This is a genomic window from Roseateles sp., from assembly GCF_046300915.1.
In the GTDB taxonomy this organism is placed as follows: Bacteria; Pseudomonadota; Gammaproteobacteria; order Burkholderiales; family Burkholderiaceae_C; genus Kinneretia.
Window position 1 is genome coordinate 1 of sequence record NZ_JBKCLH010000020.1, and the last position, 27,000, is coordinate 27,000.

15 protein-coding genes and 1 pseudogene are annotated in these 27,000 nt (G+C 69.7%); 6 read left to right on the forward strand and 10 right to left on the reverse strand.

All coding sequences use genetic code 11. From position 1 onward, the window contains the following. Positions 1 to 229: 229 nt before the first annotated feature. Positions 230 to 727: an Lrp/AsnC family transcriptional regulator gene (locus ACK5F2_RS01205; RefSeq protein ID WP_409862193.1), complete on the reverse strand. Its 498-nt coding sequence runs from the start codon at positions 725 to 727 to the stop codon at positions 230 to 232. Positions 728 to 1,077: 350 nt separating this feature from the next. On the opposite strand from ACK5F2_RS01205, the gene ACK5F2_RS01210 reads away from it, so the two are divergent. Further along, complete coding sequence (locus ACK5F2_RS01210; protein WP_409862195.1) at positions 1,078 to 4,632, forward strand: indolepyruvate ferredoxin oxidoreductase family protein; 3,555 nt, start codon at positions 1,078 to 1,080, stop codon at positions 4,630 to 4,632. Positions 4,633 to 4,716: 84 nt separating this feature from the next. Here ACK5F2_RS01210 and ACK5F2_RS01215 read toward each other — a convergent pair whose 3' ends face one another. The 4 genes from ACK5F2_RS01215 to ACK5F2_RS01230 all read right to left on the reverse strand — a co-directional run bounded on the left by ACK5F2_RS01215 (position 4,717) and on the right by ACK5F2_RS01230 (position 9,603). Further along, positions 4,717 to 5,712 (reverse strand): SDR family NAD(P)-dependent oxidoreductase, encoded by a 996-nt coding sequence (locus ACK5F2_RS01215; protein ID WP_409862196.1) that lies wholly within the window; start codon positions 5,710 to 5,712, stop codon positions 4,717 to 4,719. A 48-nt stretch (positions 5,713 to 5,760) separates the two neighbouring features. Further along, the gene (locus ACK5F2_RS01220; RefSeq protein WP_409862198.1) at positions 5,761 to 7,464 is read right to left on the reverse strand and encodes an alginate export family protein; all 1,704 of its coding nucleotides are present in this window, start codon (positions 7,462 to 7,464) and stop codon (positions 5,761 to 5,763) included. A 181-nt stretch (positions 7,465 to 7,645) separates the two neighbouring features. Beyond that, positions 7,646 to 8,989 carry a hypothetical protein gene (locus ACK5F2_RS01225; protein ID WP_409862200.1) on the reverse strand — a complete coding sequence of 448 codons (1,344 nt, stop codon included), beginning with the start codon at positions 8,987 to 8,989 and terminating at the stop codon, positions 7,646 to 7,648. A gap of 14 nt (positions 8,990 to 9,003) precedes the next feature. Further along, positions 9,004 to 9,603, reverse strand: a complete 600-nt coding sequence (locus ACK5F2_RS01230; RefSeq protein WP_409862202.1) for a restriction endonuclease — start codon at positions 9,601 to 9,603, stop codon at positions 9,004 to 9,006. Positions 9,604 to 9,736: 133 nt separating this feature from the next. Between ACK5F2_RS01230 and ACK5F2_RS01235 the strand changes: the two genes are divergently transcribed. Further along, the gene (locus ACK5F2_RS01235; protein ID WP_409862204.1) at positions 9,737 to 12,469 is read left to right on the forward strand and encodes a M16 family metallopeptidase; all 2,733 of its coding nucleotides are present in this window, start codon (positions 9,737 to 9,739) and stop codon (positions 12,467 to 12,469) included. A gap of 187 nt (positions 12,470 to 12,656) precedes the next feature. Beyond that, positions 12,657 to 15,161 carry an EAL domain-containing protein gene (locus ACK5F2_RS01240; RefSeq protein WP_409862215.1) on the forward strand — a complete coding sequence of 835 codons (2,505 nt, stop codon included), beginning with the start codon at positions 12,657 to 12,659 and terminating at the stop codon, positions 15,159 to 15,161. A 16-nt stretch (positions 15,162 to 15,177) separates the two neighbouring features. Here ACK5F2_RS01240 and ACK5F2_RS01245 read toward each other — a convergent pair. Then, positions 15,178 to 16,089, reverse strand: a pseudogene (locus ACK5F2_RS01245) (LysR family transcriptional regulator). A gap of 136 nt (positions 16,090 to 16,225) precedes the next feature. Here ACK5F2_RS01245 and ACK5F2_RS01250 point away from each other — a divergent pair. Next, entirely contained in the window at positions 16,226 to 17,119 is an 894-nt protein-coding gene (locus ACK5F2_RS01250) for an MBL fold metallo-hydrolase (protein ID WP_409862217.1), read from the forward strand. Continuing rightward, the gene (locus ACK5F2_RS01255; protein WP_409862205.1) at positions 17,113 to 17,793 is read left to right on the forward strand and encodes a DsbA family protein; all 681 of its coding nucleotides are present in this window, start codon (positions 17,113 to 17,115) and stop codon (positions 17,791 to 17,793) included. Before ACK5F2_RS01250 ends, ACK5F2_RS01255 begins: the two co-directional genes overlap by 7 nt. 19 nt (positions 17,794 to 17,812) lie before the next feature. Here ACK5F2_RS01255 and ACK5F2_RS01260 read toward each other — a convergent pair whose 3' ends face one another. The 4 genes from ACK5F2_RS01260 to ACK5F2_RS01275 all read right to left on the reverse strand — a co-directional run bounded on the left by ACK5F2_RS01260 (position 17,813) and on the right by ACK5F2_RS01275 (position 26,270). Then, positions 17,813 to 19,516, reverse strand: a complete 1,704-nt coding sequence (locus tag ACK5F2_RS01260; RefSeq protein WP_409862206.1) for an alkaline phosphatase D family protein — start codon at positions 19,514 to 19,516, stop codon at positions 17,813 to 17,815. Continuing rightward, positions 19,513 to 23,574 carry an alpha/beta fold hydrolase gene (locus tag ACK5F2_RS01265; protein WP_409862207.1) on the reverse strand — a complete coding sequence of 1,354 codons (4,062 nt, stop codon included), beginning with the start codon at positions 23,572 to 23,574 and terminating at the stop codon, positions 19,513 to 19,515. The genes ACK5F2_RS01260 and ACK5F2_RS01265 overlap by 4 nt, the downstream gene beginning before the upstream one ends. Further along, positions 23,540 to 25,333, reverse strand: coding sequence for a hybrid sensor histidine kinase/response regulator (locus tag ACK5F2_RS01270; protein ID WP_409862209.1), 1,794 nt, complete (start codon positions 25,331 to 25,333; stop codon positions 23,540 to 23,542). Before ACK5F2_RS01270 ends, ACK5F2_RS01265 begins: the two co-directional genes overlap by 35 nt. A gap of 361 nt (positions 25,334 to 25,694) precedes the next feature. Continuing rightward, positions 25,695 to 26,270 carry an HD domain-containing protein gene (locus ACK5F2_RS01275; RefSeq protein WP_409862211.1) on the reverse strand — a complete coding sequence of 192 codons (576 nt, stop codon included), beginning with the start codon at positions 26,268 to 26,270 and terminating at the stop codon, positions 25,695 to 25,697. A gap of 159 nt (positions 26,271 to 26,429) precedes the next feature. On the opposite strand from ACK5F2_RS01275, the gene ACK5F2_RS01280 reads away from it, so the two are divergent. Next, positions 26,430 to 27,000 (forward strand): cytochrome b (locus ACK5F2_RS01280; RefSeq protein ID WP_409862213.1); only part of this gene is annotated, 571 nt, incomplete at its 3' end.

Here is a 27,000-nt window from a genome sequence, read left to right on the forward strand (position 1 = left end):
GGGCGCGCAGGCGCGCGGCGAGGCCAGCAGCCCGGCAACCCTGCGCGAGGCCGAGATCGCGACCTGCCGCCCCGGCGAGCAGCAGACCTGGGGCGACGGTCGCGACCGGGCCTCCCCCGCCCGTGCCTGGCGCTTTGTCTACCGCCATACCGGCGCGCCCGCCGCGAGCAGGAGCAGGCTGGGCGCCAGCGCCAGCCAGCTGAACACGAGGCCGAGCACGGACACGGTCTCAGCCCCCGCGCAGATGCCCGAGCGGCAGGGCCCCGCCGGCCTTGACCTCGCCGAGCGAAAAGCTGGTGTGGATGTCCTTCACATTGGGCAGGTTCAGCAAGGTGTCGATGGAGAAGCGGCTGAAAGCATCGAGGTCGGTGGCCATGACCTGCAGCTCGAAGGTGCCCGCCCCCGAGATGTAGTGGCAGGCGATCACCTCGGGCAGGGCGCGAATGGCGGCCTCCAGCTCGCGCGTGGCGCTGCCGGCGCTGCGCTCGGTGTCCACGCGTACAAAGGCCAGCACGCCCAGGCCGATCTTGCGGCGGTCGATCTCGGCGCGGTAGCCGGTGATATAGCCCTGCTCCTCCAGCCAGCGCACCCGCCGCCAGGTGGGCGCGGCCGAGAGCCCGATGCGCGCGGCCAGCTCGGCATTGGACAGGCGCGCCTCGCGCTGCAGCTCGGCCAGGATGGCGATGTGATAGCGGTCCAGGCCATCGCCGCCCTCCTCCGCCCCCACGCTGCTCGCCGCAGCCGATGTGGAACCTATGGTTTTCCCTGATGCCGGTTTTCTGGAAGCCAATTTGCACCTAAAGCGGATGTTTGAGCAAGATTATTGCTCCAGCACCCGGGTTTGGCCATCAAGAAGAAAGCACCGCGCGGGTTCATTTGCCTACACTGCCCGGCGGGAATACGCGCCCGAAGCGCCGCGGCCCGGTGCCTTTTGCAGGCGCGCAAGCCACAAGCCTTGCGCCAAGGCCCGGCTGCGCCAGAACTGCGCAAAACCGCCCATACTGCTGTCGACAAGGGCCGGCGCCACAAGCGCCCAGGCCTCCTGCATGTCGACGACCCTTCAGGAGCCCGAAGCCAATGAACGCACCGCTGCCCGAACATATCCTGCGCGCCCTTGAGAAGGTCTCGCTGGACGACAAATACGCGCTGGACCACGGCCGCGCCTTCATGAGCGGCGTGCAGGCCCTGGTGCGCCTGCCCATGCTGCAGCGCACGCGCGATGCCATCGCCGGGCTCAATACCGCGGGCTTCATCTCGGGCTATCGCGGCTCGCCCCTGGGCGGCTATGACCAGGCCCTGATGGCGGCCAAGAAGCATCTGGCCAAGCAGAACATCGTGTTCCAGCCCGGCGTGAACGAGGAGCTGGGCGCCACCGCCGTGTGGGGCACGCAGCAGCTGGACCTCTTCCCGGAGAAGCGCAAGTTCGATGGCGTGTTCGGCATCTGGTACGGCAAGGGCCCGGGCGTGGACCGCTGCATCGATGTGTTCAAGCATGCCAATATGGCCGGCACCTCGCGCCATGGCGGCGTGATCGCGGTGGCGGGCGATGACCATATCGCCAAGAGCTCCACCGCGGCCCACCAGAGCGACCATGTGTTCAAGGCCGCGGGCTTCCCGGTCTTCTTCCCCAGCAGCGTGCAGGACATCCTGGACATGGGCCTGCATGCCTTTGCCATGAGCCGCTTCTCGGGCCTGTGGTCGGGTCTCAAGACCATTCAGGAAATCGTCGAGTCCTCGGCCTCGGTGAGCGTGGACCCGGACCGCGTCAACATCCTCCTGCCCGAAGACTTCCAGATGCCCGAGGGCGGCCTGCACATCCGCTGGCCCGATCCGCCCCTGGACCAGGAAGCGCGCATGATGGACCACAAGTGGTACGCCGCCCTGGCCTATGTGCGCGCCAACAAGCTCAACTACAACGTGATCGCTGGCGCGCAGGACCGCTTCGGCATCATCGCCAGCGGCAAGGCCTGGAACGACACGCGTCAGGCCCTGCATGACCTGGGTCTGGACGAAGCCAGCTGCCGCCGTCTGGGCATACGCCTGCACAAGGTGAATGTGGTCTGGCCGCTGGAGGCCAGCATCACGCGTGACTTCGCCACCGGTCTGCAGGAGATCCTGGTGATCGAGGAGAAGCGCCAGGTCATCGAGTACCAGATCAAGGAACAGCTCTACAACTGGCGCGCCGATGTGCGCCCGCATGTGCTGGGCAAGTTCGATGACGACGGCCAGAGCGGCGGCGAATGGGGCCTGGCCAATCCCAGCAAGAACTGGCTGCTGCGCCCCGAGGCCGACCTGACTCCTGCCCTGATCGCACGCGCCATTGCCAAGCGCCTGAAGAAGCTGGGCGTGGACGCCGATGTGGCGGCCCGCTTGGACGCGCGCATGAGCCTGATCGAGTCGCGCGAGCGCGCCCTGCAGGAAGAGGCCAAGCTGGCCGCCGGCGCCGACCGCACGCCCTGGTTCTGCTCGGGCTGCCCGCACAACACCAGCACCCGCGTGCCCGAGGGCTCGCGCGCCGTGGGCGGCATCGGCTGCCACTACATGGTGACCTGGATGCCGGGCCGCAGCACCGCCACCTTCACCCAGATGGGTGGCGAGGGCGTGCCCTGGGTGGGCCAGGCGCCCTTCACCGAAGAGAAGCACATCTTCTCCAACCTGGGTGATGGCACCTACTTCCACAGCGGCATCCTGGCCATACGCCAGAGCATCGCCTCGGGCGTGAACATCACTTACAAGGTGCTGTACAACGACGCCGTGGCCATGACCGGCGGCCAGCAGGTGGGCGAGCGCCCCGAGGGCCACTCGGTCACCCAGATCATGAACAGCCTGATCTCGGAAGGCGTGGCCAAGCTGGTCATCGTCAGCGACGAGCCCGAGAAGTACATGGGCCGCGCCCTGGCCAGCGGTGTGACCGTGCACCACCGCGACGAACTGGACGCCATCCAGCGCCAGTTCCGCGAGATCCCGGGCGTCACCGCCATCATCTACGACCAGACCTGCGCCACCGAGAAGCGCCGCCGCCGCAAGCGCGGCAAGCTGGTCGATCCGGCCAAGCGCACCGTGATCAACGAGCTGGTCTGCGAGGGCTGCGGCGACTGCTCGGTGCAGAGCAACTGCCTGTCCATCGAGCCGCTGGAGACCGAGTTCGGCCGCAAGCGCCAGATCAACCAGAGCACCTGCAACAAGGACTTCAGCTGCGTGAAGGGCTTCTGCCCCAGCTTCGTCACCATCGAGGGCGGCGAGCTGAAGAAGCCCAAGAAGGACAAGCGCGTCTCGCCCTTTGACGCCGGCCTGCCCGCCCTGCCCCAGCCCCGCATCCCCAATGCCGAGAGCGCCTGGGGCATCGTGGTGGCGGGCGTGGGCGGCACGGGCGTGATCACCATCGGCCAGCTGCTGGGCATGGCGGCCCACCTTGAAGGCAAGGGCGTGATCACGCAGGACGCCGCGGGCCTGGCCCAGAAGGGCGGCGCCACCTGGAGCCATATCCAGATTGCCAACGAGGCCAGCGCCATCCACTGCACCAAGGTGGGCACGGCCGAGGCCGATCTGGTGATCGCCTGCGATGCCATCGTGGCGGCCAACAAGAGCACCCTGGCCGTGATGCGCGAGGGCCGCACCTATGTGGCGCTGAACACCCATGGCTCGCCCACGGCCAGCCTGGTGAACAACCCCAACTGGTCCTTCCCGGGCGCGGCCTGCGAGAGCGCCGTGATCCAGGCCGTGGGCCAGGCCGGCGTGGGCCGTTTCGATGCCGAGGAGGTGGCGCTCAAGCTGCTGGGCGACTCGCTCTACACCAACCCGCTGATGCTGGGCTACGCCTGGCAGCAGGGCCGCGTGCCCCTGAGCTACGAGGCTCTGATGCGCGCCATGGAACTCAACGGCGTGCAGATCGACAACAACAAGGCCGCCTTCGAGTGGGGCCGTCGCTGCGCCCATGACCTGGCCGCGGTGCAGTCGCTCTACGCCGCCCAGCAGGTCATCAACATCGTCAAGCGTGACAGCCTGGACGAGATGCTGGCCAAGCGCCTGAGCTTCCTGACGGATTACCAGAACGAAGCCTATGCCGCGCAGTACCAGGCCTTCGTCGAGAAGGTGCGCGCCGCCGAGGCGCCGCTGGGCTCCACCCGTCTGAGCGAGGCCGTGGCCCGCTACCTCTTCAAGCTCATGGCCTACAAGGACGAGTACGAGGTCGCGCGCCTGCACAGCGACAAGAAGTTCGTCGAGAAGATCGCCGCGCAGTTCGAGGGTGACTACAAGATCGTGCACCACCTGGCCCCGCCCCTGCTGGCCAAGAAGAACGAGAAGGGCGAGCTGGTCAAGCAGCAGATGGGCGCCTGGATCCGTCCCGCCTTCGGCATCCTGGCCAAGCTCAAGGGCCTGCGCGGCACGGCCCTCGATGTGTTCGGCCACACCGCCGAGCGCAAGATGGAACGCCAGCTGATTCAGGACTACCGCGCCAGCATCGAGCAGATCCTGGCCAAGGGTCTCACGGTCGAACGCCTGGCCCTGGCCCTGGACATCGCACGCATTCCCGAGGAGATCCGCGGCTACGGCCATGTGAAGGAGCGCCATGTGCACGCAGCGCGCGCCAAGTGGCAGGACCTGATGGCCCGCTGGCAGACGGCAGCCTGAGTCCGCCCCACGCCGACCAAGCAAAAGGCCGCCGCGCGGTGCACGCGCGGCGGCCTTGTTTGCTTCTGAGGCGGAAGAAGCGGCTCAGTAGGTGGTCCAGCCACCATCCGTGGCGTAGGTGGCACCGGTGAGGTTGGACGCCTCCTGGGACAGCAGGAACAGCATCACCGAGACCTGCTCGCCCACCGTGGCCGGGCGGCGCTTGGAGTCGGCGTAGGCCAGCAGGCTCTGGGTCTTGACGCTGCCCATCTTGGGGCCCGCGGCCTTGGAGGCCTCCATCACCAGCTGACCGGCACGCGCGATCATGGGCGTGTCGGTGGCGGCCATATTGACCGAGTTGACGCGGATGCCGTAGGGCGCGTAGTCGATGGCGGCATTGCGCGTCAGGCCCGTCACGGCATGCTTGCTGGCCACATAGGCGGGATTGCCCGACAGGCCGGTCAGGCCGGCAATGGAGCCGACATTGACGATGGCGCCACCACGCCCCTGGGCCACCATCTGGCGCAGCTCGGCACGCATGCTGCGGAAGACACCCGCCGCATTGCTGAGGAAGACTCGATCCCAGTACTCATCGGACGCCTCATGGATGGGCGCGAAGATGAGGGACTTCTGCTTCTGGTAGTCGATGGCGTCGCCCGAGTAGACGCCGTCCATCACGCCGGCGTTGTTGATGGCCATGTCCAGGCCGCCAAAGGTGTCGACCGCCGTCTTGACCATGCGATCGCAGGTGGCGGATTCGCCCACATGGCCCGGCACGAAGACGGCCTGGCCGCCGGCCGCACGGATGCGCTCTATGGTCTTGGCGCCCAGCTCCGGCATCCAGTCCACGCCCACCACATTGGCGCCTTCACGGGCGGCCCGGATGGCCGCCGCCTCGCCCATGCCGCGAGCGCAGCCGGTCACGATGATGGTCTTGCCCTTGAAGCGGCCCGGGATGTGATAGTCGCTGGGCACGGGGTCCACATCCTTCACGCCCACGGGTGGCTGCTTGCTGCTCGGCAGCTGGGCCGCGGCGCCGGTGGCAGCGGCACCCGCCGCCGCCATCACGGCCATGCTCTTCATCAGGTCTCGACGCTCCATCTCAAACTCCCTTCAGTGGTGGACAGGAACAAGGTCGCACGCCGGCTCTCAATAGCCGACACGCACAAAAATCATGGTGCTGATCCAGGGGCTGGAATGCTGGCCCAGGGCCTGCTCCACCGCCGAACCGGCGTAAGTGGCCGCCACATGCCCTTGGAACATGATGTTGCGGGACATGAAGTACTTGAAGGTCAGGTTCAGCTCGCTGCCGAGCTGCCGCGACGGCAGCAGGGAGAGCGCCGGATTGCCACCCAGATTGGTCAGCGAGTCGGCCCGGAAGACCCAGTACTGGGGCACCAGCTCGATGTTCTGACGCGGCCTCAGCCGGGCCTGGAAGCGGTGCGCAATCAGGTTGGAGTCCTGGAAGATCTTGAAGTGATTGATGCCCTGCACCCAGGTCTCGCCATTGCCGCCGGACAGCAGCGGATCCCAGCGCTCGAAACGCGAGGTCTCGGGCTTGTCGCCGGTGAAGCGGGCATAGCGGTAGCTGAAGACCGGCGACCAGGCGGCCTTGGCAAACACATAGCCCAGCTCACCGTAGTAGCCCTGGGCGCGCATATCGAAGCGGCTGTGGCTTTGCCGAGCGGCTTCCGCGGCTACGAAGGGCCCGGAACCATCCGCGCTCTGGGGCTGCCATCTCAGGCGCAGGTCCAGGGCCCGCAGACCTTCGCGCTGCAGCTGGCTGGTGGTGGTGTAGTAGGCGGCCTGGGACTTGGGCACGCGCAGCGCCGTGAGGCCCAGGCTGAAGTCCTGCAGCGCCGTGGTCTCCAGATTGATGCCCTGGATCCGGGTCTTGGAGTCCACCTCGGGCAACTCGTCGGGGTCCACATGGAAGGCCTCGAGCTTCCAGTCGTTGTAGGCCAGACGAGCCAGGGCCACCTGGTCGGCGGCCCAGCGCGGGTTGGACTGCAGGGCCGCGCGGTTCAGGCCGTTCATGGCGGTGTTGACCAGGATCATGCCCTCGCCGATGCTGAAGCGCTGACGGCCGGCCGAGAGGTTGTAGACCAGACGGTCACCCTGGGCCGAGGTGCTGCCCCCGACCAAGCCCACAAAGGCATCCTCGAAGGCCACATGGCTGCGCGTCTTGTCGGTGAAGAGCTCCTGCCCCACCGAGCCGCTCGCGATGGCGCTGAGGCCGCCATAGAGATAGAGCGTGTCCGTGAGCGGCGTGATGCCGTACAGGCCGCCGTGCACAAAGCCCTCCAGCCACTGGCTGTAGCCCTTGCCCGCGGCCTGGCCCACGGCGAAGGGATTGCCATTGAGCATCAGATCACTGCGGCCGAACCAGGCATTGTGGTTGCCGTAGTACATGGCCAGGGTCTCGACCTTGGCCCTGAGCAGGGTGCCGTTGGACTGGTAGAGATTGGGGAAGCGGACCGGCGCCGGCGCGCCAGCGTCGCTGCCGCCCTGCGCCAGCGAGACCTCCAGCTCCAGCACGACGCCGCCGGTGGCACCGGGGCGCAGCTGGTGCTGGACCGACTTGATCTCGGGCACCCGGGACAGGCGTGCCAGCGCAGCCGTCAGGCGCTCCTCGGAGTAGCTGCTGCTGGGATAGGCCGCCACCGTGCGTCGCACCAGATCTTCGATGCGGGAGTGCAGCGCCGCGTCCGTGCCCGGATTGACGATGGCGACATGGACCGACTCGATGCGTTGATCGGCGAAGGGCTCGGTCTTGATCTGGCTCAGGGCCGGAACGGGCAGGACCAGGCTGCACAACAGGGCCAGGCTTGGAAGACGGGTATTGCGGCGCATAGGCGGTGTGAAGGCTTTGTGGGAGGCAGGCACGGGGGCTGAAGCCGCGGTCGCTTTGCCGCGGCACAGCCTAACACCGTCACACTCTTGCCTGATTGACAGCCAGCCCCCTAGCTGCACTTTGCATGGCCCGGAAGCAACAGCGCGCGCGCGCCGCCCAGGGCGGCCAAGCCCCTCGGCCTCAGGGCCGCTGGCGCGGCGTGACGCGCGTCTCCAGCGGCGGGGGCGGGTCAGCGGGGCGGAAGCGGCAGCGGGAGGGGAAGCGCGCCTGCGCCCGCTCGCAGCCCTGCGCCACCGCCGCCGGCGTGGGCTTGCGGCCCTCGCGCAGCCAGGCTTTCAGGGCCTCCAGCAGGGCCACATAGCTGGCGTCGCTGAGGTAGCTGTGCTCGTGGTCCTCGCTATAGGTCTGCACCAGCGCGTCGGCGCGGCCGGCCCGGGCCATGGTCGCGCCGAAGCTGTGCTGCAGCTCGACGAAGGCGATGGGGTCGTGGATGCCATGCACCGCCAGCACCGGCACCGGGATGCGACCGTTCGGATCGGTGTCGGCGCCGAAACGCGCCACCGCCGCCGGGTCGGCCGCATAGCGCAGCACAGCGGCGTTCAGCGCGCGGTCGTCGTCGGAGCCGCGGTACTGCGCGCCGATATTGCCGAACACGCTGGCCCCGCCGCTGCGCTGCTCGGCGATGTCCTGGAAGTGGAAGGTGGCCCAGTTCAGGTGGCCCAGGATGTTGCGCTCCGGAATCTTGATCACCTCGGTGATCGTTCTGATCTTGCGGGTCTGCTCGGCGCTGCGCTGGGCCGCGGGCTTGTCCAGCGCCAGGCAGTCGTTGACGCGCCGGGCCAGCTCGGCCTGGTTCAGCGTGCTGCCGGCCGGCAGGCCGCGCCACAGCGGGTACGGCGGCTCGTCGGGGCGCGGATGGTTGTTGCACAGCTGCTGGTAGACCACGCGCAGATCCAGCCGGAAGTCATAGGAGCGGGTACCGCCGGCCAGCACGCCGCTGCTCAGCAGCAGGCCGTCATAGGGCTTGCCCGTGGTGTACATCTCGGCGGCCTTGGCCGCCACGCTGGCGCCCCAGGACTGGCCGTGCAGCAGGGTCAGCTTGGGCCTGGCGACATGCTGGACGAAGATGCGGCGCAGGCGCTCGGTGTCCTCGGCCGCGGCCCGCACCGCCACCCCGCCCTGGCGGAAGCTGGAACCGGCCCAGGCATAGCCGGCGCGCGGCATGATGGACCAGCGCTGCAAGTCCTCCTCGACACGCTTCATGGTCGGCGCGCCGAGCAAGGGGCCGCCATGGCTGTGCAGCACCAGCTCGCCTTGCCAGTCCGCGGGAATGGCGATCAGGTAGAAGGCGCCGGCACTGTCCTGGCCACCCAGGCAGCGGGTGTCGGCCGGCATGCCGCTGGGGCAGGCCCTGGCCTGGGGAGCCTCCTCGGGCGGCATGAGGGGCGGCTCGGCCACCCGATGGGCACAGCCGCCCAGCAGGGCCAGGAACAGCGGTACCGCCAGCAGGCCGACGCTTGCCATCTTGCGCTTCTTCATCAGCGCGGCTTCCCCTTGCCCAAGGGCAGATCGCGCAACAGGCCGGCCAGTTCGCTCGCCTGCCAGAGCGTGATGCCCTGCGCGGCGGCATAGGGTCGGGCGTTCTCGCTCAAGTCTGCCAGGCCGATGTAGATCGCCGCATCGGCCTGCCTGGCCTCGCGCGCGGCCTGCAGCGCACGCAGCGCCTCCAGCCCGGTGCGGGCGGACTTCCAGCGCCGCGCACTGACCAGGGTGAGGCGGCCCGCACGCTCCAGCTCGAAGTCATGGGCCTCGCTCTTACCCGATGGCAGCCTGAGGGTGTAGCCCTCGCGCCGAAAGGCCTGCTCCAGCAGTGCCGAGAAAGCCGGCCAGGCCAGGTCGGCCAGGGCCTCCTGCGTCTGGGCGATGCGCGCGGCGCTGGGCAGGCCCCATTGGCGACGCAGCGCCACCGCGCTGACCACCAGAAAGGGGAAGCCCGAGAGCGCCCCCACCACCCGCAGGTCCGAGGGCAGCAGCGCAAAGCTCAGCAGGGCCAGCACGGTCGCGATCAGCAAGCCGATCCACCAGGGCGAACGCAGCAGAATCGCAAACAGCGAATTTTTCGCCATGGTCAGCTTCAAGGGCAGGCTCCGGGTCAAAGGCCGGAAGTATCGATGATCGCCCGCGGCCCACTGCGCCATGCACCTTGCCATGCGCTTTGCCGCCATGCTGCTACGCTCTGCGCCGCGCATCCCGACACAGGAGCAAGAACGCATGCACATGATGATGATCCGCCGCATCACGCTGATCCTCGGCGCCGGCCTGATGGCCGCCACCGCCGCCAACGCCCAGGCTCCGCTCAAACCCGTGGCCAGCGTCGAGGGCATCACCGAGTACCGCCTGCCCAACGGCCTCCAAGTGCTGCTGGCCCCGGACAGCTCCAAGCCCAGCACCACGGTCAATATGACCTACAAGGTCGGTTCCCGCCACGAGAACTATGGCGAGACCGGCATGGCCCATCTGCTGGAGCATCTGCTGTTCAAGCCCACGGCCAAGAACCCCGCACCGGACGCCGAGTTCGCCAAGCGCGGACTGCGCTACAACGGCAGCACCTGGCTGGACCGCACCAACTACTTCGCCAGCTTCGCCGCCAACGAGGCCAATCTGCGCTGGTACCTGGACTGGCAGGCCGACATCATGGTCAACAGCCGGGTGGCACGCAGCGATCTCGACACCGAGATGACCGTGGTGCGCAACGAGATGGAGATGGGCGAGAACGACCCCGGCAACATCGTCTTCGAGCGCCTGCTGGCCACCATGTACCAGTGGCACAACTACGGCAAGAGCACCATAGGCGCGCGCGCCGATGTGGAGAACGTGGACATCCCGCGCCTGCAGGCCTTCTACCGCCAGTACTACCAGCCGGACAACGCCACCCTCATCGTCTCGGGCAAGTTCGACAGCGCCAAGGTGCTGGGCTGGGTGCAGCAGAGCTTTGGCAAGATCAAGAAGCCCGCGCGCAAGCTGCCCAAGCTCTACACCCTTGATCCGGTGCAGGACGGCGAGCGCTTCGTCGCGGTGCGCCGCACGGGCGGCGTGGCCAGCGCCACCCTGGCCTACCATGTGCCGCCCGGCCCGCACCCGGACTATGCGGCCGTGGAGCTGCTCAATCTCATCCTGACCGAAGCCCCGGCCGGCCGTCTGCACAAGGCCCTGGTGGAGCGGGACAAGCTGGCCGCCTCCGTGGCCGCCTTCGCCGCTCCCCTGCATGATCCGGGCTTCACCGTGCTGTATGCCGAGCTGGCTCCCGGCGCCAGTCTGGACGGCATGAGCCAGCGCCTGCTGCAGGTGGTGGAGCAGGAACTCATGGCCCAGCCCATCACGGCCGAGGAGCTCAGGCGCGCCCAGACCCGCTGGCTGAACCGCTGGGAGCAGCTGTTCACCGATCCCGAGCAGGTGGGCACGGCCTTGTCCGAGACCGTGAGCCAGGGCGACTGGCGCCTCTTCTTCCTGCTGCGCGACCGCATCCGCAGCGCCAAGCTGGAAGACGTGCAGCGCGTGGCGCGCGAGCGCCTGCTGCCCAGCAACCGCACCCTGGCCCATTACATCCCCACCGACAAGCCCCAGCGCGCCCCCGCGCCGGCCATGGTGGATGTGGGCACCGAGATGAAGCAGTTCGTGCCCGCGGCTGCGGTGAACCAGGTTGCCGCCTTTGACGCCAGCCCCGCCAACATCGATCGCCAGACCCAGCGCGCCACCCTGGCCAGCGGCATGCAGCTGGCTCTGCTGTCCAAGCCCACCCGCGGCAATGCGGTGCAGGGCATGCTGAGCCTGCGCTGGGGCGACGCCCAGTCTCTGCAGGGCCTGCGCGCCGTGGCCGATGCCACGGCCGCCCTGCTGGACAAGGGCACGCAGCGCCTGGACCGCCAGCAGCTGCGCGACCGCCTGGACGCGCTCAAGGTGGAGCTGCAGGTGATGCCTGGCAGTGAGGGCGTGAGCGTGGCCTGGACCACGCGCCGCGAGCATGCGGCCGAGGCCCTGGCCCTGATCGGCGAGATGCTGCGCCAGCCGCGCCTGGCCCCCGAAGGTCTGGACGAAGTGCGCGCCCAGAGCCTGGCCGCCCTGCAGGCCCAGCGCGATGAGCCCCAGGCCGTGGCCGCGAACGCCATCGCCCTGGCCTTCAACGGCCCCTACACCCGTGGCGATGTGCGCCATGCGCGGACCTTTGACCAGATCGAGGCCGACACAAGGGCCGTCAGCATCGAGCAGATCCGCGCCTTCCACGCCCGCTTCTACGGTGCCAGCCAGGCCCAGCTGGGCCTGGTGGGCGACTTCGACGCGGCCGCCCTCAAGCAAGCCGCCGAGACCGCCTTCGGCGACTGGCGCGCACCCGCTCCCTATGCCCGGGTGCCCCGACCCAGTCTCGCCGTGCCCGGCAAACTGCAGCTGATCCAGACGCCCGACAAGCAAAACGCTGTGCTGGCCGGCCGCATGCCCCTGGCCCTGAGCGATGAGCATGCCGACTATCCCGCCCTGCTGATGGCCAACTACCTGCTGGGCGAGGGCAGCGACTCGCGTCTGTGGAAGCGCATCCGCGAGAAGGAAGGCCTGTCCTATGGCGTCTGGTCCTTTGTGCAGTGGAGCCCGCTGGACGAGAACTCGCCCTGGAACCTGGGCGCCATCTTTGCGCCGAGCAACCGCAGCAAGGTCGAAACGGCCCTGCGCGAAGAGGTGAGCCGTGCGCTCAAGGATGGCTTCAGCCCCGAAGAGGTGGCCGCCGGCAAGCAGGCCCTGCTGAGCAGCCGCGCCCTGGCGCGCGCGCAAGACCCGGCCCTGGCCCAGACCCTGGCAGCCAATCTGCTGCTCAAGCGCACCCTGGCGCGCAGCCAGCAGGTGGACGAGGCCCTGAGCCGGCTCACGCCCGAGCAGGTCAACGCGGCCCTGCGCAAGTACCTGAAGCTGGCTGACTTCCAGCTGATTTTTGCGGGCGATTTCAAGCAGCCCTGAGCGCACGCGTTTCCCCGCAGCAACACGGCCCACGGGCCGTGTTGTCGCTTCAGCGACCGCCATCACGACCGGCGGACTATTATTGGGACAGCAAGGCTATACGAGAGGTCGCCAAGTGAGAGCCGAGGGCAATCAGGCAGAAGAGGCGGCCCAGCGCCTTGAGCAGCTGGCTGCGCTGGACCGGGTGATGGCCATTGCCGAGTTCGATGTCACGGGCGTTCTCCGCCAAGCCAACGAACGCTATCTGGCCCTGCTGGGCTGCAGCCGCGAGCAGGCCCTGGGTCAGCATCACCGCAACTTCTGCCCGCCCGGCGTCGCGGACACCCCGGAGTACCGCGCCCTGTGGACCCGACTGGCCAGGGGAGACAGCCACAGCGGCCTGATTGAAAGGGTGCGTCGCGATGGCAGCAGTTGCTGGCTCGAAGCCAGCTACACCCCGATCCACGACCCGAAGGGTCAGGTCTTGCGGGTGCTCAAGGTCGCCAGCGATGTGAGCGAGCGCCTACGGCAAGAGCACTCCCAGCAGGAGCATCTGCGCCGGCTCTCCCTGGTAGCCGATGCCAGCGATGCGGCCGTGGTGATCAGCGATGCGAACTCGCGCATCATCTACGTCAATGCCGGCTTCAGCCGCATGTTCGGCTGGACACAGCCGGAGGTGCTGGGCCGGGAACCCATCGCCCTGCTGGCGCCCCAGCTGCCGCAGACCTTTGCCGAGGACTACCGGGACGGCCTGCGTGCCGGTCGCGCCGTGGGCCGCGAAGAGATCGTCAGCGGCCGCGAAGGCCAGCGCTACTGGGCCAAGGTGATCAGCAATCCGGTGGCCGGCCCCGACGGCGCCTGGCAGTACACGGTCACCCTCTTGACCGACATCACCCGCGCCAAGATGCACGAGGCGCTGCAGCACCGCGTGCTGGAAGCCATGGCCCGCGAGCGGCCCCTGGTCGAGGTGATGGAGCTGATCTGCCGCGAGGTGGAGCGCATCGCCCCGGACCTGATCGCCTCCATCCTGGAGGTGGATGAACAGGGCCTGCTCCATCCGCTGGCCTCGCCCGGCCTGCCGATGGAGTACTCCTCCAAGCTGGAAGGTCTGGCGATAGGCCCCAAGGTCGGCTCCTGCGGGACCGCGGCCTGGCGCCGGGAGTCGGTCATGGTCGGCGATATGGACCACGACCCCTTGTGGGCTGACTACCACGCCCTGTTCCAGCCTCAGGGTCTCAAGGCCTGCTGGTCCACGCCCTTCTTCAATGGCGAGGGCCGCGTGATCGGCACCTTCGCCTTCTATTCACGCCGCAAGCACAGCGATCTGAATTCCCCCTTCCACCAGCAGATGGTGGACGCCTGCACCCATCTTTGCAGCCTGGCCCTGGAACGTGAGCTGGCGCGCAAGCGCATCCGCCAACTGGCCTTTTACGACGGGCTCACCGGCCTGCCCAACCGCAGCCTGCTGCACGCGCGTGCCGACCAGGCCATCGCCTCGGCCGCGCGCCACGAGCAGCAGCTGGCCGTGCTCTTCCTGGACCTGGACCGCTTCAAGCAGGTGAACGACTCGCTGGGTCACCCGGCGGGCGACGCCCTGCTGCGCGAGGTGGCGAAGCGGCTGCAACACGAGCTGCGCGCCTCGGACATTGCAGGCCGGCTCTCGGGCGATGAGTTCGTGGTGGTGCTGCCCGAATGCGATGCCGAGCACGCCACCAACACGGTGGAGCGCCTGCAGGCCCTGCTGGCCGAACCCGTGAACATTGCCGGCACCCGCCTGTCCATCTCGGCCAGCGTGGGCATCGCCATCTTCCCCGGCGACGGGCGCGAGGTGGAGGCCCTGCTGCAGCGTGCCGATATGGCCATGTACCAGGCCAAGAGCGCCGAGCGCGGGAGCTTCCGCTTCTTCAGCGCCGAGATGAACCGCATGGCCCAGGAGCGCCTGGCCCTGGAGACCGCGCTGCGCGAGGCGCTGGCCCGGGGCTCGCTGCACCTGCACTACCAGCCCCAGATCGAGCTGGCCACGGGCCGTCTCTACGGCGTGGAAGCCCTGGCACGCTGGACCCATGCCGAGCTGGGTCCCATCCCGCCCACGCGCTTCATCCCCCTGGCCGAGGAATGCGGCCTGATCACCGAACTGGGCCGCTGGGCCCTGCGCGAGGCCTGCCGCCAGCTGGCTGCCTGGCGCGCCCAGGGCCTGAATGTGCCGGCCGTCGCGGTCAATCTCTCGCCCACGGCCTTCCACAATCTGGAGCTGCCCACCATCATCGCCAGCGCCCTGGAACGCCATGCGCTGCAGGCCAGCGACCTGACCCTGGAGATCACCGAAAGCGTGCTGCTGGACACCAATCCCAGCACCATGAAGACGATTGCCGAGGTCCACGCCCAAGGGGTGCGGCTGTCCATGGACGATTTCGGCACCGGCTATTCCAGCCTCAGCTATCTGCGCCGCCTGCCGGTGAGCGAACTCAAGCTGGACCGCATCTTCGTGGCCGACCTGGAGGGCGACGAGACGGCACGGGCACTCAGCGATGCCATCCTGGGCATAGGCAAGAGCCTGCAGCTGACCGTGGTGGCCGAGGGCGTGGAGAACGAGCAGCAGAACCGCCTGCTGCACGAACAGGGCTACCCGGTGGCCCAGGGCTATCTGTTCTCCAGACCCCTGTCGCCCCAGGACCTGGAGCCCTGGCTGCGTCAGACCCTGGGACGGGCCTGAGCTTGCGAAGCCGGCCTCAGCCCTGATCCCAGTAAGGGCGCTCGGGGTCGAAGCGCTCGGCCAGGAAGTCCACGAAGCGGCGCAGCAGCAGGGGCTGGTGGCGCCGGCTGGTGTAGACGGCGTGTATGCCCAGCTCCTCGGGCTCCCAGCCCGGCAGCAGGCGCTGCAGCTGGCCCGCGGCCTGGGCCGGCCCGGCCAGTTAGGTGGGCAACAGGGCGATGCCGGCGCCGGCCAACGCGCCCTGCAGCAGCACCGTGGCCTCGTTGGAACGCAGGCGCGGCGGGCCGGCCAGGGGCACGCGCTGCTCCTGGCCCGCGCGGCGCAGCCGCCACTCCTCGCTGCCGAAACGGGCATGACCCAGGCACACATGCTCGGCCAGTTGCTCGGGTCGCTCGGGCGCGGGCCGGCCGGCCAGATAGGCCGGGGCGGCGCAGAGCACCGAGCGGCACACGCTCAGGCGGCGCGCGATCAGGGCCGGGTCCAGCTCATTGCTGATGCGCAGGGCCAGGTCGATGCGGTCCTCCACCAGATTGACCGGATGTTCCGAGGCCAGCAGCTCGATCTGGGTCTGGGGGTGGGCGGCCAGGAAGTCCGCCGCCGCCGCCGCCAGATGCAGCTGGGCAAAGGACATGGAGGCGCTGATGCGCAGCCGCCCCCGCACCTGCTGCTGACGCGCGCCGGCCGCTTGGCGGGCGTCCTCGGCCAGCTCCACCAGCTGGCGGCAGCGCGGCAGGGCCTCGAGGCCGGCATCGGTCAGGCTCAGGCGCCGGGTACTGCGCTGCAGCAGCCGCGTGCCCAGCCAGCGCTCCAGGCCCTCCAGCTGGCGGGTGGCCATGGCGCGCGAGATGTCCAGGCTGGCGGCCGCGGCGCTGAGGCTGCCGCGCTCCACCACCTCCACAAAGACGCGCATGGCTTGCAAGGTGTCCATATGCTCGGATCATGCAACAAACCTGCGCTGCAAAGGCTGTTTATCCGCGCAATCCGAGCAAATAAAGTTCAGTCCATCGCAACACCCTGAACGCCAAGGACCTCGTATGAACCACAGCAACACCCTCTCCCGCCTGATGCGCCGCCTGGGCCTCGTCTCCGCCCTGGGCCTGGGCCTGATCGGCGCCGGCCAGGCCCAGACCGCCGCCGCCCCGGCCGCCGCCGCCAGCACCCCGCTGGAGCTCAAGGTCATCAACCACGGCCCGGCCAGCTTCCATGTGAACTCGGTGCTGGTGATGGGCGCCAAGGAAGCCCTGCTGCTGGACGCCGGCTTCACCCGCGCCGACGCCCTGCGCATCGCCGCCGCCGTGCTGGACAGCGGCAAGACCCTGTCCACCATCTATGTCTCGGCCGCCGATCCCGACTACTACTTCGGCCTGGAAGTGCTGAAGCAGGAGTTCCCGGCCGCCCGCATCGTCACCGCCGCGCCCACCTTCAAGAAGATCGAGGCTTCGCTGCCCACCAAGCTCAAGGTCTGGGGCCCGCGTCTGGGCGCCAATGCGCCGCGCCAGCCCCTGTTGCCCCAGGTGCTGGAAGGCAACACCCTGACGCTGGAAGGCCAGACCCTGGAGATCCGCGGCCTGAATGACGCCCTGGCCCACCGCAGCTATGTCTGGATTCCCTCGCTCAAGGCCGTGGTCGGCGGCGTGAACAGCTTCGGCGGCCTGCACGCCTGGACTGCCGACACCCAGACCGTGGCCGAGCGCGCCGCCTGGGTGGCCAAGATCGACGAGCAGCTGGCCCTCCAGCCCGCCGTGGTGGTGCCCGGCCATATGCTGCCCGGCACGGTGCAGGACGCCTCGGTGCTGCGCTACACCCGCGACTATCTGCAGCGCTTCGAGACCGAGCTGCCCCGCGCCGCCAATGCCGCCGCCCTGATCGAGACCATGAAGGCCGTCTACCCGCAGGCCGGCCTGGGCATCGCCCTGGACATCGGCGCCAAGGTCAACAAGGGTGAGATGAAGTGGTAAGCGCGAGCGCCCCCGAGGCGGGCCGCGTGCCCGTCCTGCACTATGTCTTCGATCCGCTGTGCGGCTGGTGCTGGGGCGCGGCTCCGCTGCTGCAGGCCACGGCGGCCCAGCTGCCGGGTCTGAGCCTGGTGCTGCACGGCGGCGGCCTCTTCGCCGGCGCCGCCCGCCGCCCCATCACGCCCGAGCTGCGGGCCTATGTGCAGCCGCATGACCGCCGCATCCAGGCCCTGAGCGGCCAGCCCTTCGGCAGCGGCTACACCGACGGCCTGCTGCGCGAACCCGATGCGGTGCTGGACTCCGAGCCGCCCATCACCGCGGTGCTGGCCGCCAGCGAGCTGGGCGGCGCCCACGCCGGACTGGCCCTGCTGGAACGGGTGCAGCGCGCCCACTACGTGGAAGGCCGGCGCATCGCCGAGCCGGCCGTGCTGCTGGGCCTGGCCTGCGAGCAGGGGCTGGACGGCGCGGCCTTCGAAGCCGCCTACGAGCGCCTCAGCGGCGCAGCCACCCAGGCCCATCTGCGCGAGAGCCGCGCCCTGATGCAGACCGGCGGCGTGCAGGGCTTCCCCAGCCTGCTGCTGGAGGCCCCCGACGGCCGCCTGCTGCGCCTGGACCACGCGCGCTACTACGGCGATCCGCAGGCCTGGGTGCAGGCGCTGGCTCAGGCCCTGGCCTGAACGCCGGAGAGGCCTGGCCTCAGCCCTGAGCACCCCGCAGCGGGAACTCGCCATCGGGCGCCGGCCACTGCGCCTCGTCGGCGCCGGCCAGGGCCTGGTGCAGGGGACGCTCGGCACGGTCGAACCACAGGCGCAGTCGCGTGCCGGCCGGGTCCAGGCTCAGATGGGCAAAACCATCGCCCGGCGCGTCATGCCAGGCGCTCACGGTGCAGCGCAAGACCTGGCCCCCGGGTGCCTGGAACTCGAAGCACTCGGGCGCGGCCAAGTCCTCGGCGCGGGTCACGGCAAAAGGCCAGGGCGCGTACAGGGCCGAGCTGTGGATGCTGAGCAGGCGCACCGCGGGCCCGCTGCCATCAACCGGCGCGATCTCGGCGCGCACATAGCCGGAGCGGTGCTCGTCACCCGAGAGCAGCACCACATCCTGGGCCCGCTGCGCCCACAGCGTGCCCAGCAGCCAGTGCAGGCTGGCGGGGTAACCGTCCCAGGCATCGGAGCGGAGGGCGCTGGCGGCATGGGCCCGGGTGGCGCGGCGCCGCGGCAGGGGCAGGGAGCCGCTGAGCACAAAGCGCGGCCGGTCGGCACGGGCCTGCAGCCAGGCCTCGAAGGCCTCACGCTGTCGGGCGGACAGCATCTGGGCCTGGTCCAGGCGCGCCACATGGCGCGGCTCGCGCTCGCTGCGGGCATCGGCCACGAAGAAGGCCGCGCCGCGCCAGTCAAAGCGGTGCCAGAAATGCTCCAGCACGCCCTCGCGCTCGCCCGCCTCCCAGCGCGCCGCCCAGGCCGCGGCCAGGGCCGCATCGACCAGGGGGCCGCGGCGCTGGCCGCCAGGCGCGCGCGGGTCGGCCACGGGCTCCCAGTTGTCCACGATCTCGTGGTCGTCCGGCGCGTGCACGATGCGCGCCAGGCTGGGTGGCAGATGGCGCGGCAGGCCGGCCTTGAACTGCTGGTAGGGCCGCGCATAGCGGTCCACGCTGTTGCGGCCATCGGCCAGACCGCCGGTGGCATCGGCATAGATCTGGTCGCCGGCCAGCAGCAGCAGGGAGGCCTGGCGCCCCGCCGCGCTGGCGCGGGTGAAGGCCAGCAGGCGGGCCAGCGCGGCCTGACCCGGCCCGGCGCGCGCGGGGTCGCGCTCGGCGCCGGGGCTCACGTCCAGCATCTGGGGCGGGTACTGGCAGGCGGCCAGCACAAAGCCCAGGCCCTCGCCGGGACGGGCCGCGGTCTCGTCCTCGGGCGGCAGGGGCGTGAAGGCATGGCGCAGCTGCACCGGGTCCTGGGCCAGGGCCGTGGCCAAGGCGGCGTCCAGCGTGGTCTCGCCGGCCTGGCCCTCGCGCTGCTGCTGGGCCAGATCGGCGTAGACAAACAGGCAGAGCAGGCCACAGACCTGGCCGCTGGCCGGGTCCTGCGGCGGCGGGAACCAGGCCGCCGGCACGGCGCCGCGCAGCGCATCGCCGGGCAGGCGGCTCACATCGGTCCGCTCAAAGGGCTGCAGGTAGAGCTGCTGGCTCAGGGGCAGATCGGCGCGCAGCGGCGTGATGGCGCCGCCCTGGGCATCAGCAGCCATGCGCACCGGCAGCCAGGCCCAGTGGCGCGGCCAGCCGCGCTCGGGGCGCAGGGCGGTGAGCACGCGCACCTCGTCCACCCCCGTGTCCGACATGAGGCGGGCGCGCTCAACCCGGTGCAGGGGCGGGAACACGCTGCAGAGCTCGGCCAGCAGGCGCTTCATGGCTGTTCCTCCAGCAGGAAGGCGATCACGTCCTTGAACACCACGTCCTGGATGTCGTGACCGATCAGGCAGTCCTGGTGACCATGGCCGTGCACGATCTTGTGGCGGTAGCGGCCCGGGGCCACGCGTTCATAGAGGTCGCGCGTGAGCTCCCCGCTCTCGGACTGGCACAGGCCGTTGTCCTGCCCATGCACCGAAAGCACCGGGAAGGCCTGCAGCTGGGCCAGGCTCTTGGCCATATCGTCCAGATAGAGGCTGGCGCCGCGCCAGTCGCTGATCTCGTGCTGGCGCGCGAAGTGGATGGCCTGGGCCACGGTGTCCATATTGAGCGGGCCGAAATGGTCGTCGATGAAATCGAACACCGGCGGGGACACGTTCTTGATCGCGAAGTCGCGGCCATAGAGCAGGTCCATGCGGTGGCGGGTGGCGGTCCAGGGCGTCTTGCGGATGCTGGGGAAGGGCGGGTTCTCGATGTCGAACTCCTCGTCCGGATACGGCAGGCTGGCCAGCAGGCGGTCGATCAGCTGGTCCAGCAGGCCCAGGGGCGCGCTCTGCGCGCCGCCGGGGCGGAAGCTGTAGCCCTCCAGCGGCAGATAGGGCCGCAGCCACTGCATCAGATAGGCCCGCAAGGTGTTGGTGGGCGAGTAGATCATCAGCGGCGTGACCTGGGAGATCACCAGGCGCCGGATGCGCCGCTGCTTCATCAGCTTCTCGCGCAGCGGGAAGAAATGCTCGCAGCGCTGGGCCTGGGGCTGGAGCAGGGCCATATGCAGCATCGCCGAGCCCATGCAGTGGGCCAGCACATCCAGATTCGCGCGGCCGGTGGCGCGCAGCACCTGGTCCACGGCCACCGGGATGTCGTTGAGCGCGCACTCCTCGAAGGTCCAGGGCAGGCGCGCGGTGGGCAGGCCGGCGCTGGTGCGCATGTCCAGCACCCAGATGTCAAAGCCCGCGTCCCAGAGCAGCTTGGCCGGGCCGGGCTGCACCGAGTGGTGGGCAAAGGTGGTGCCGCTGGCGCTGTAGCCATGGATCATCAGCAGGGGCTGGCCATGGGCGCCCGCGCGGGCGCGGTAGCGCGTCAGGCGGATCATCACCGGCCTGTCGTCGTCCTCGCGCGGCTTGCGGTCCACGGGCTCGCGCGAGGCGCCGGCCTCGCCCCAGCGGCCGGTGGCGATCTCGCTGATCTCGGGCTCGGGCAGGCCGGGCACGGCCTCGGGCAGGCGCTTGATCTCGCGCGGCGGCGCGGCATCGGGCTTGCGGAAGGTCCAGACATGGACCTGGATCATCAGGCGCAGCAGATAGGCCAGCAGGGAGCCGATATCGCGGATGGCGCTGGGCAGATCCTGGGCCTGGGTGATGCGCAGCAGGGGCTGACGCTGGCGCTCCAGATCGAAGAGGTCCAGCTCCAGCCCGGGGCCGCCCTCGCCTTCCAGCGGCTCGAAGGGCCCCTGCTCCAGGCGGATGCGGCTGAGCTGCTTCCAGGGATTGCCCCGCCGTGTGTAGCTGATGCGCTTGAAGCCCTTGAGCTGCAGGCCATCCAGGCGCGCGCCGCAGGTGCCCGGGCCCTGGCCCGCGCCCACGCGCATGTCGTACTCCATCAGCCGGATCTGGCCGCCATGGCTGGCCAGGGCCAGGGCATTGCGGGCGCGCCCGAGCAGGGGCTGCCAGGTGGACGATGCGCCGGGCTTGGGCGCCTCGCTGCCATGCAGATGGGCGATGGCGGCCTGCCAGCTGTCGCGCCAGCCACGGTTGTGGAACCAGGCCCAGAGCGCGCGGCGCTGTCGCTGACCCGGGCGACTGGGCTCGCGGTGGAAGACCGCCAGCCGCGCCTGGCTCAGCGGCGCCACCCAGAGCGCATCGGCATCGGCGCGCTCGGCGTGCATCCAGAGCTTGCCCTGGCCGCGCGCACTGCCGGCCTTGACCACCATCCAGCGGCCCGGCGCATCGGGATCGGGCTGGGCCTCGAAGAGGCGCAGCCGGCACTCGGGCCCGCCCAGCAGATGGCGCTGCGGCCCGGCCACCAGCAGCTCGCGCACAGGCTTGGGCTGGTAGACAAAGCTCAGCTCCAGATAGCGCGGCGCGCCGTCCAGGCGCACAAAGCCACCCAGGCGCTCGCGAATTTCCACCACGGTGGGCTGCTGCGGCGCCACGCGCTGCGGGTCCACACTGCGGTAGACCGGGCGCGGGCCCGGCGCGGGCAGGGTCGCGTCCGGCGCGTCGCGCAGGCCCCAGTGGCGCTGCAGGCCGTCCAGGGCACGCAGGGCCAGGGCCGTGATGGTGAGCGCCGGGTTGATGCCCAGGGCCGTGGGCAGGATGGCGCCGTCCAGCACCGCCAGGCCGGGGTAGACCTGATCGCCCGCACGAACGCTGAAGACCTGACCCCATTCATTGACCACGCCACGCGTCGCATCGTCGGCCATGGCGCAACCGCCCAGGGGATGGACGGTGATCATGGGGCCGCGCTGGTCGCCCAGCAGGAACTCCATCTCGGCCGGCAGCAGGCGCCACAAGGGATTGGCCAGCAGGCGCGCGCCCTGCCCCTGCAGGCGCTGGGCCAGCCAGTCGTGGCGGCGCTGCACCTCCGGGTCCTGGCGGGCGGCGGGCCAGTCCACGGCCAGGCAGCCGGGCTCCTGCGCGTCGGCCGCGTCCTCATCGTCCAGCGCCGGCATCAGCAGGCGGCCCTGGGCCGCGTCCCGGCCCATGATGGCCACCGGCAGCAGATGGGCGCCGCGCGCGGGGCGCACGCTCAGCGGGTCCTCGAAGTCCTCGCCGCCGAGGTGCTCGCTGCGATCCGGCCGGGCCAGGGCATCCAGGGACTCGGCCAGGGCAAAGCTTTCCTCCAGGCTCCAGCGCAGGCCCGCGGGAATGCCCAGGTCCTGCACCACAAAGCCGCCCTCGTCGCGCGCATCCAGCATGGCGGTGATGGTGGGCCCCACCTGGCGGGCCGCCGGGGCCAGGGCCTCGTCGGCCAGGGCGTTCAGGGCCTGGGGCGCGTCCAGGCCCAGGGCGATCACATCGCCATTGCCGCTGAACTGGTGGCCAAGGCGGTCGGACAGGGGCAGGCCGCCCGCGCGCGAGCGCAGCAGGATCTCGGTGCTGCCCAGGCTGCCGGCGGCCAGCACCACCTGGCGGGCGCGCAGGCGCAGGGGCTTGTGGGGCTCGCGCTCGTGCAGCAGCTCGTCGGTGTAGCGCAGCAGCAGGTCCCAGCCCTGCTCGACTTGTTCCAGGCGCAGGGCCGTGGCCCCCGTCACCAGGCGCACGCCGCGCTGGTGGGCCTGCAGCAGCAGATTGGTGTCCAGCGACTGCTTGGCCCCATGGTTGCAGCCGGTGGCGCAGTCGCCGCAGGCGATGCAGCGCGAGAGATCCAGGCCCGCCGGGCTGCGCGGCGCGGCGTCCAGGGCCACGGTGATGGGCACGCTGCGGGCGCGCTGCGGGTCCAGCTCGCGCAGGAAACGGGCGCGGCGCGGCGTGTAGCCGTCCAGGCGCTCGATAGTGTTGGGCGCGCCGCTGGCGTCCAGGCTGCCCAGGGCGCGGCCGGCGCGCTCGTACCAGGCGCTCATCTGGCCGGGGTCGCGGCGCAGGCCCTCGGGCCAGGCGCCACCGGCAAAGACCTCGGGCCGGGCAGGCTCCATCACGCCGGCGTTGATCAGGGAGCCGCCGCCCAGGCCGCTGGCCAGGGCCACGCACATATCCGGGCCCACGCGGAAGTCGAACAGGGACTCGCGGTAGCCGCTCACGCTGGCGCTGCTCGCCGCGGCAAAGCGCACATGGCCGGGCAGATCGGCCATGCGCTCGGGAAAGGCGCCGGGCAGGTATTCGCGGCCACGCTCCAGCACCGCGATGCGCAAGACCTGGCCCTCGGGGCCACGGCAGCGCGAGAAATGCTCCGCCGCCGCGGCACCGCCGTAGCCGCTGCCCACGATCAGGATGTCGAACTCGGTATCGCCCGCGGCCAGCAAGACCTCCAGGGGCTCGGACAGCCAGCGCAGAGCCAGCTCAGGTGGGGCCGCTGAGGCCTGATGTTCAGCCGATGGCGCCGGCTTCTCCCCGCATGACATGTTTGACACTCCCTCGTTCCGCGATGGCCGCTCGCATGGCCGCCACCAGTTGTTCTGCCGAGACCGGCTTGTGCAGCAGGGTCAGGCCGGCCTCATGGGCCTCGCGCAGGCGCTCGGGCGCCGTGTCGCCGCTGATCAGCACCGCGGGCAGCTTGGGGTGGGCGGAGCGCAGGGAGCGCAGCGCGGCCAGGCCGTCGTCCGCACCGCGCAGGCGCATATCGCAAAGCACGATGTCCGGTGCGCGGGTCAGACCCTTGACCATGGCCTCGCGGGTGCTGCCGGCCAGATCCACCTCGCAGCCATAGGCGGCCAGCAGGGTCTGCATGGCGCCGCGCACCTGGTCCTCATCGTCGATCACCAGCACGCGCAGCTGGCTCAGCAGCAGGGTCGCATCATCCTGCTCGGGCGTCTGCACCGCCTGCCGGGACTCGGCAGCCGTGATGCTCAGGCTGAAGCAGGAGCCCACGCCGGCCTCGGACTCCATCTCCAGATGCAGATCCAGCAAGTCCACCAGACGGCTGACGATGGACAGGCCCAGGCCCAGGCCCTTGGCCCGGTCGCGCTCGGGATTGCCGATCTGGTAGAACTCCTCGAAGACGCGCGCCTGCTCCTCCTCGGCAATGCCGATGCCGGTATCGCGCACCTGCACCCGCCACACCTCACCCTGGCGCTGGGCATTGATGTAGACGGCGCCCTGCTGGGTGTACTTGATCGCGTTGTCGATCAGATTGCGCACCACGCGCTCCAGCAGCACCGGGTCGCTCTCCACCCAGGCCTGGGGTGGACAGTCCAGATAGATGCCCAGCCCCTTGCCCTGGGCCGCGGGCAGAAACTCCTGCTGCAGGCGCGAAAGCCAGCCGGCGAGAGAGAAGCTCTCGTTGCTGACCGGCACCACCTGCGCGTCCAGCTTGGAGATGTCCAGCAGGGCATCCATCTGCGAGGACAGGGAGCGCACGGCCAGATTCATATTGCGCGCGATCTCGGCGCTGGCCGCGTCCAGCTGCCGCATATTCAGGGCCGCCCCCAGCAGGGACAGGGTGTGCATGGGTTGGCGCAAGTCGTGGCTGGCCGAGGCAAAGAAGCGGGTCTTGGCCTGTATGGCCGACTCGGCCTGGTTCAGGGCCAGGCGCAGCTGCTGGTTGCTCTTGAGCTGCTGGGCGCGGATATTGACCGACTCCACGAACACCCGCCAGGCGTCCCGCGCCAGGCTGCTCAGAATCCAGGCAAAGCCCAGGATCAGCACGCCGAGCACCAGCTCGATCCAGGTGACCTCGTGCACCCCGGCACCACCACTCATCCAGGCCGCGGCATTGGCCAGGGACACGGGCGCCAGAAAGGCCTGGAACACCGGCCGATTGCCCGCCGTGGTGGCCACCGCCCCGGCCGCCAGGCCCAGCAGCAGGATGGTGTGCACCATGCGCTGGTAGTCGTTGAGGTAGGGCGTGAACAGCAGGGACAGGGCGAACACCAGGCCGTTGAGGGCACTCAGGGCCACGGCCACCTGCAAGCGCCGACGCAGGGTGAGCGACTCCATGTCTGGCAGCCGACCCAGCAGCCACCAGCGCAGGGCCAGGACCCCGAACACCAGGGCCACCCAGCCGCCGCTGAGCCAGGGGGAGATCCGGTCCCCGGCCATCAGCGCGATGACCACCGCGCTCAAACCGACCGGATAGGGCACGCGCCGGCCCTGCTTGGCCAGCAGCTGCAGCAGGGCGACGTCGACCTCGCCCTGCTCGGTGCGGCGCTCAGCGCTGAGCATGGCGCAGCGCCCTCACCGCAAAGCCCCTGGGCCTCTCATTCCCGATACGCTGCGCACTCATGCCTGAACCTCGGGGCCACGGTCGTCGCCGTCACCTCAACAATGTGCATTTTTGTAAAGCGCGAACCATACCATCCCAGGGCAGGCCCGCCAGCGAGGCTCCCTTGCCCAGCGTCGGCAGCGTGGAAAAAACTATGCCGGCAGGCAAACCCTTGCGGATTTGCCATGCCGGCATAGCACTCCTCCCCTTGACCGCTACGCTGAGGTCCAGGCAGCGCATCGGTCGAAAAGCAGTATCGGAGTCCGCTCTCCCGGCCGCCATCCCCCTCAAGTGGGAGACGCGGGCTTCAGGGGCCGGTGCTCAGGCAATCGCCACACGCCGGGGACGGCGCGTACGCGCCAGCTCATCCTCGACGAGGACCAGGTAGTAGCCCAGCGGCGGCGTGCGCTTGCCCGGCACCTTGGCCAGATCATCCCAGCGCCGCAGCTGCAGTGCGGCGCTGGCGTGGGGATGGGCCATGAACACCAGCTGCTCCTCCGGCTTCATGCTCCCGCCCTGCAAGGCCAGGCTATGGCGCGAGGCCGGGGACAGCCCGCCCTCATAGCTGGGGTCGGTGCTGACCAGGTAGCGCTTGGCCTGCACATGCAGGCGTATGGGTTCCAGCACATCGGGTCCCAGGCCGGCCGCCAGCAGGGGCAGGGCCAGTTGTTCGTGGCGATCGTCCTGCAGAGGCTCCTGAGGCCCGCCATCCATCAGCTGTCCCAGATCGTGCAAGAGCGCCGCGACGACCAGGCTGTTGTCCGCGTGCGCCCATTCGGCGAGCTGGGCGCATTGCAGCGCGTGCTCCAGGGCGCTCACGCCCTCACGGCGCTCCCCCTCGTAGCGGCAGGCGCCGCGGCGCGCAAACAGCGCATCGATCTTGGAGACCAGGTCCATGGCGCTCGTCCTCTTTCACTGAAGGACTTGATATCTTGGGTGGCGCCCGTGACCTGTGCATGACGGCCCAAGGCCACCGTAGTCCATTCAAATTCTGTGAACTATGGACTCAAGCCCCCTGAACCGCCGACCGGGAGGTGGCATGCACACTGCCCCACCATGACGCCCAGCCCCCGCCACCGTTACGACCTGCTCAGCATCGCCCTGCATTGGCTGATGGCCCTGGCCATCATCGGCCTGCTGGGGGTGGGCCTTTATATGGTGAGCCTGCCCTTCTCCATGAGCCGGCTCAAGCTCTACAACTGGCACAAATGGGCTGGCATGACGGTGCTGGCCCTGGCCGCCCTGCGTCTGCTCTGGAGCCTGCTGCGCCAGGCGCCGGCCGCGGCGCCTGGCCCGCGCTGGCAACAAGTGGCCGCGCATGCGGTACACGGCCTGCTCTACCTCTTCTTCTTTGCCGTGCCGCTGGCGGGCTGGACTTACAGCTCGGCCGCCGGTTTCCCCATCGTCTGGTTCGGCCTGCTGCCGCTGCCCGACCTGGTCTCGCCCGATCCGGCCCTGGCCGAGACGCTCAAGGCCACCCATCGTTGGCTGGCCTATGGCCTGGCCGCCGTCGTGGGCCCCCCCGTGGGGGGCCCCCCCCAACCAAACTTCCTGGGCCCCGCCCCCCCGCAGGGCCCCAAGTGGGCCGGCCCCCGCGCCGGCACCCCCCCCCACTTAGACCCCACGC

Excerpts from the sequence above, each read along its gene's own strand:
- ACK5F2_RS01210 (WP_409862195.1), top strand. The coding sequence starts at position 1,078 with ATGAACGCACCGCTGCCCGAACATATCCTGCGCGCCCTTGAGAAGGTC.
- ACK5F2_RS01215 (WP_409862196.1), bottom strand. The coding sequence starts at position 5,712 with ATGGAGCGTCGAGACCTGATGAAGAGCATGGCCGTGATGGCGGCGGCG.
- ACK5F2_RS01220 (WP_409862198.1), bottom strand. The coding sequence starts at position 7,464 with ATGCGCCGCAATACCCGTCTTCCAAGCCTGGCCCTGTTGTGCAGCCTG.
- ACK5F2_RS01225 (WP_409862200.1), bottom strand. The coding sequence starts at position 8,989 with ATGGCAAGCGTCGGCCTGCTGGCGGTACCGCTGTTCCTGGCCCTGCTG.
- ACK5F2_RS01235 (WP_409862204.1), top strand. The coding sequence starts at position 9,737 with ATGCACATGATGATGATCCGCCGCATCACGCTGATCCTCGGCGCCGGC.
- ACK5F2_RS01240 (WP_409862215.1), top strand. The coding sequence starts at position 12,657 with ATGGCCATTGCCGAGTTCGATGTCACGGGCGTTCTCCGCCAAGCCAAC.
- ACK5F2_RS01250 (WP_409862217.1), top strand. The coding sequence starts at position 16,226 with ATGCGCCGCCTGGGCCTCGTCTCCGCCCTGGGCCTGGGCCTGATCGGC.
- ACK5F2_RS01260 (WP_409862206.1), bottom strand. The coding sequence starts at position 19,516 with ATGAAGCGCCTGCTGGCCGAGCTCTGCAGCGTGTTCCCGCCCCTGCAC.
- ACK5F2_RS01265 (WP_409862207.1), bottom strand. The coding sequence starts at position 23,574 with ATGTCATGCGGGGAGAAGCCGGCGCCATCGGCTGAACATCAGGCCTCA.
- ACK5F2_RS01270 (WP_409862209.1), bottom strand. The coding sequence starts at position 25,333 with ATGCTCAGCGCTGAGCGCCGCACCGAGCAGGGCGAGGTCGACGTCGCC.
- ACK5F2_RS01275 (WP_409862211.1), bottom strand. The coding sequence starts at position 26,270 with ATGGACCTGGTCTCCAAGATCGATGCGCTGTTTGCGCGCCGCGGCGCC.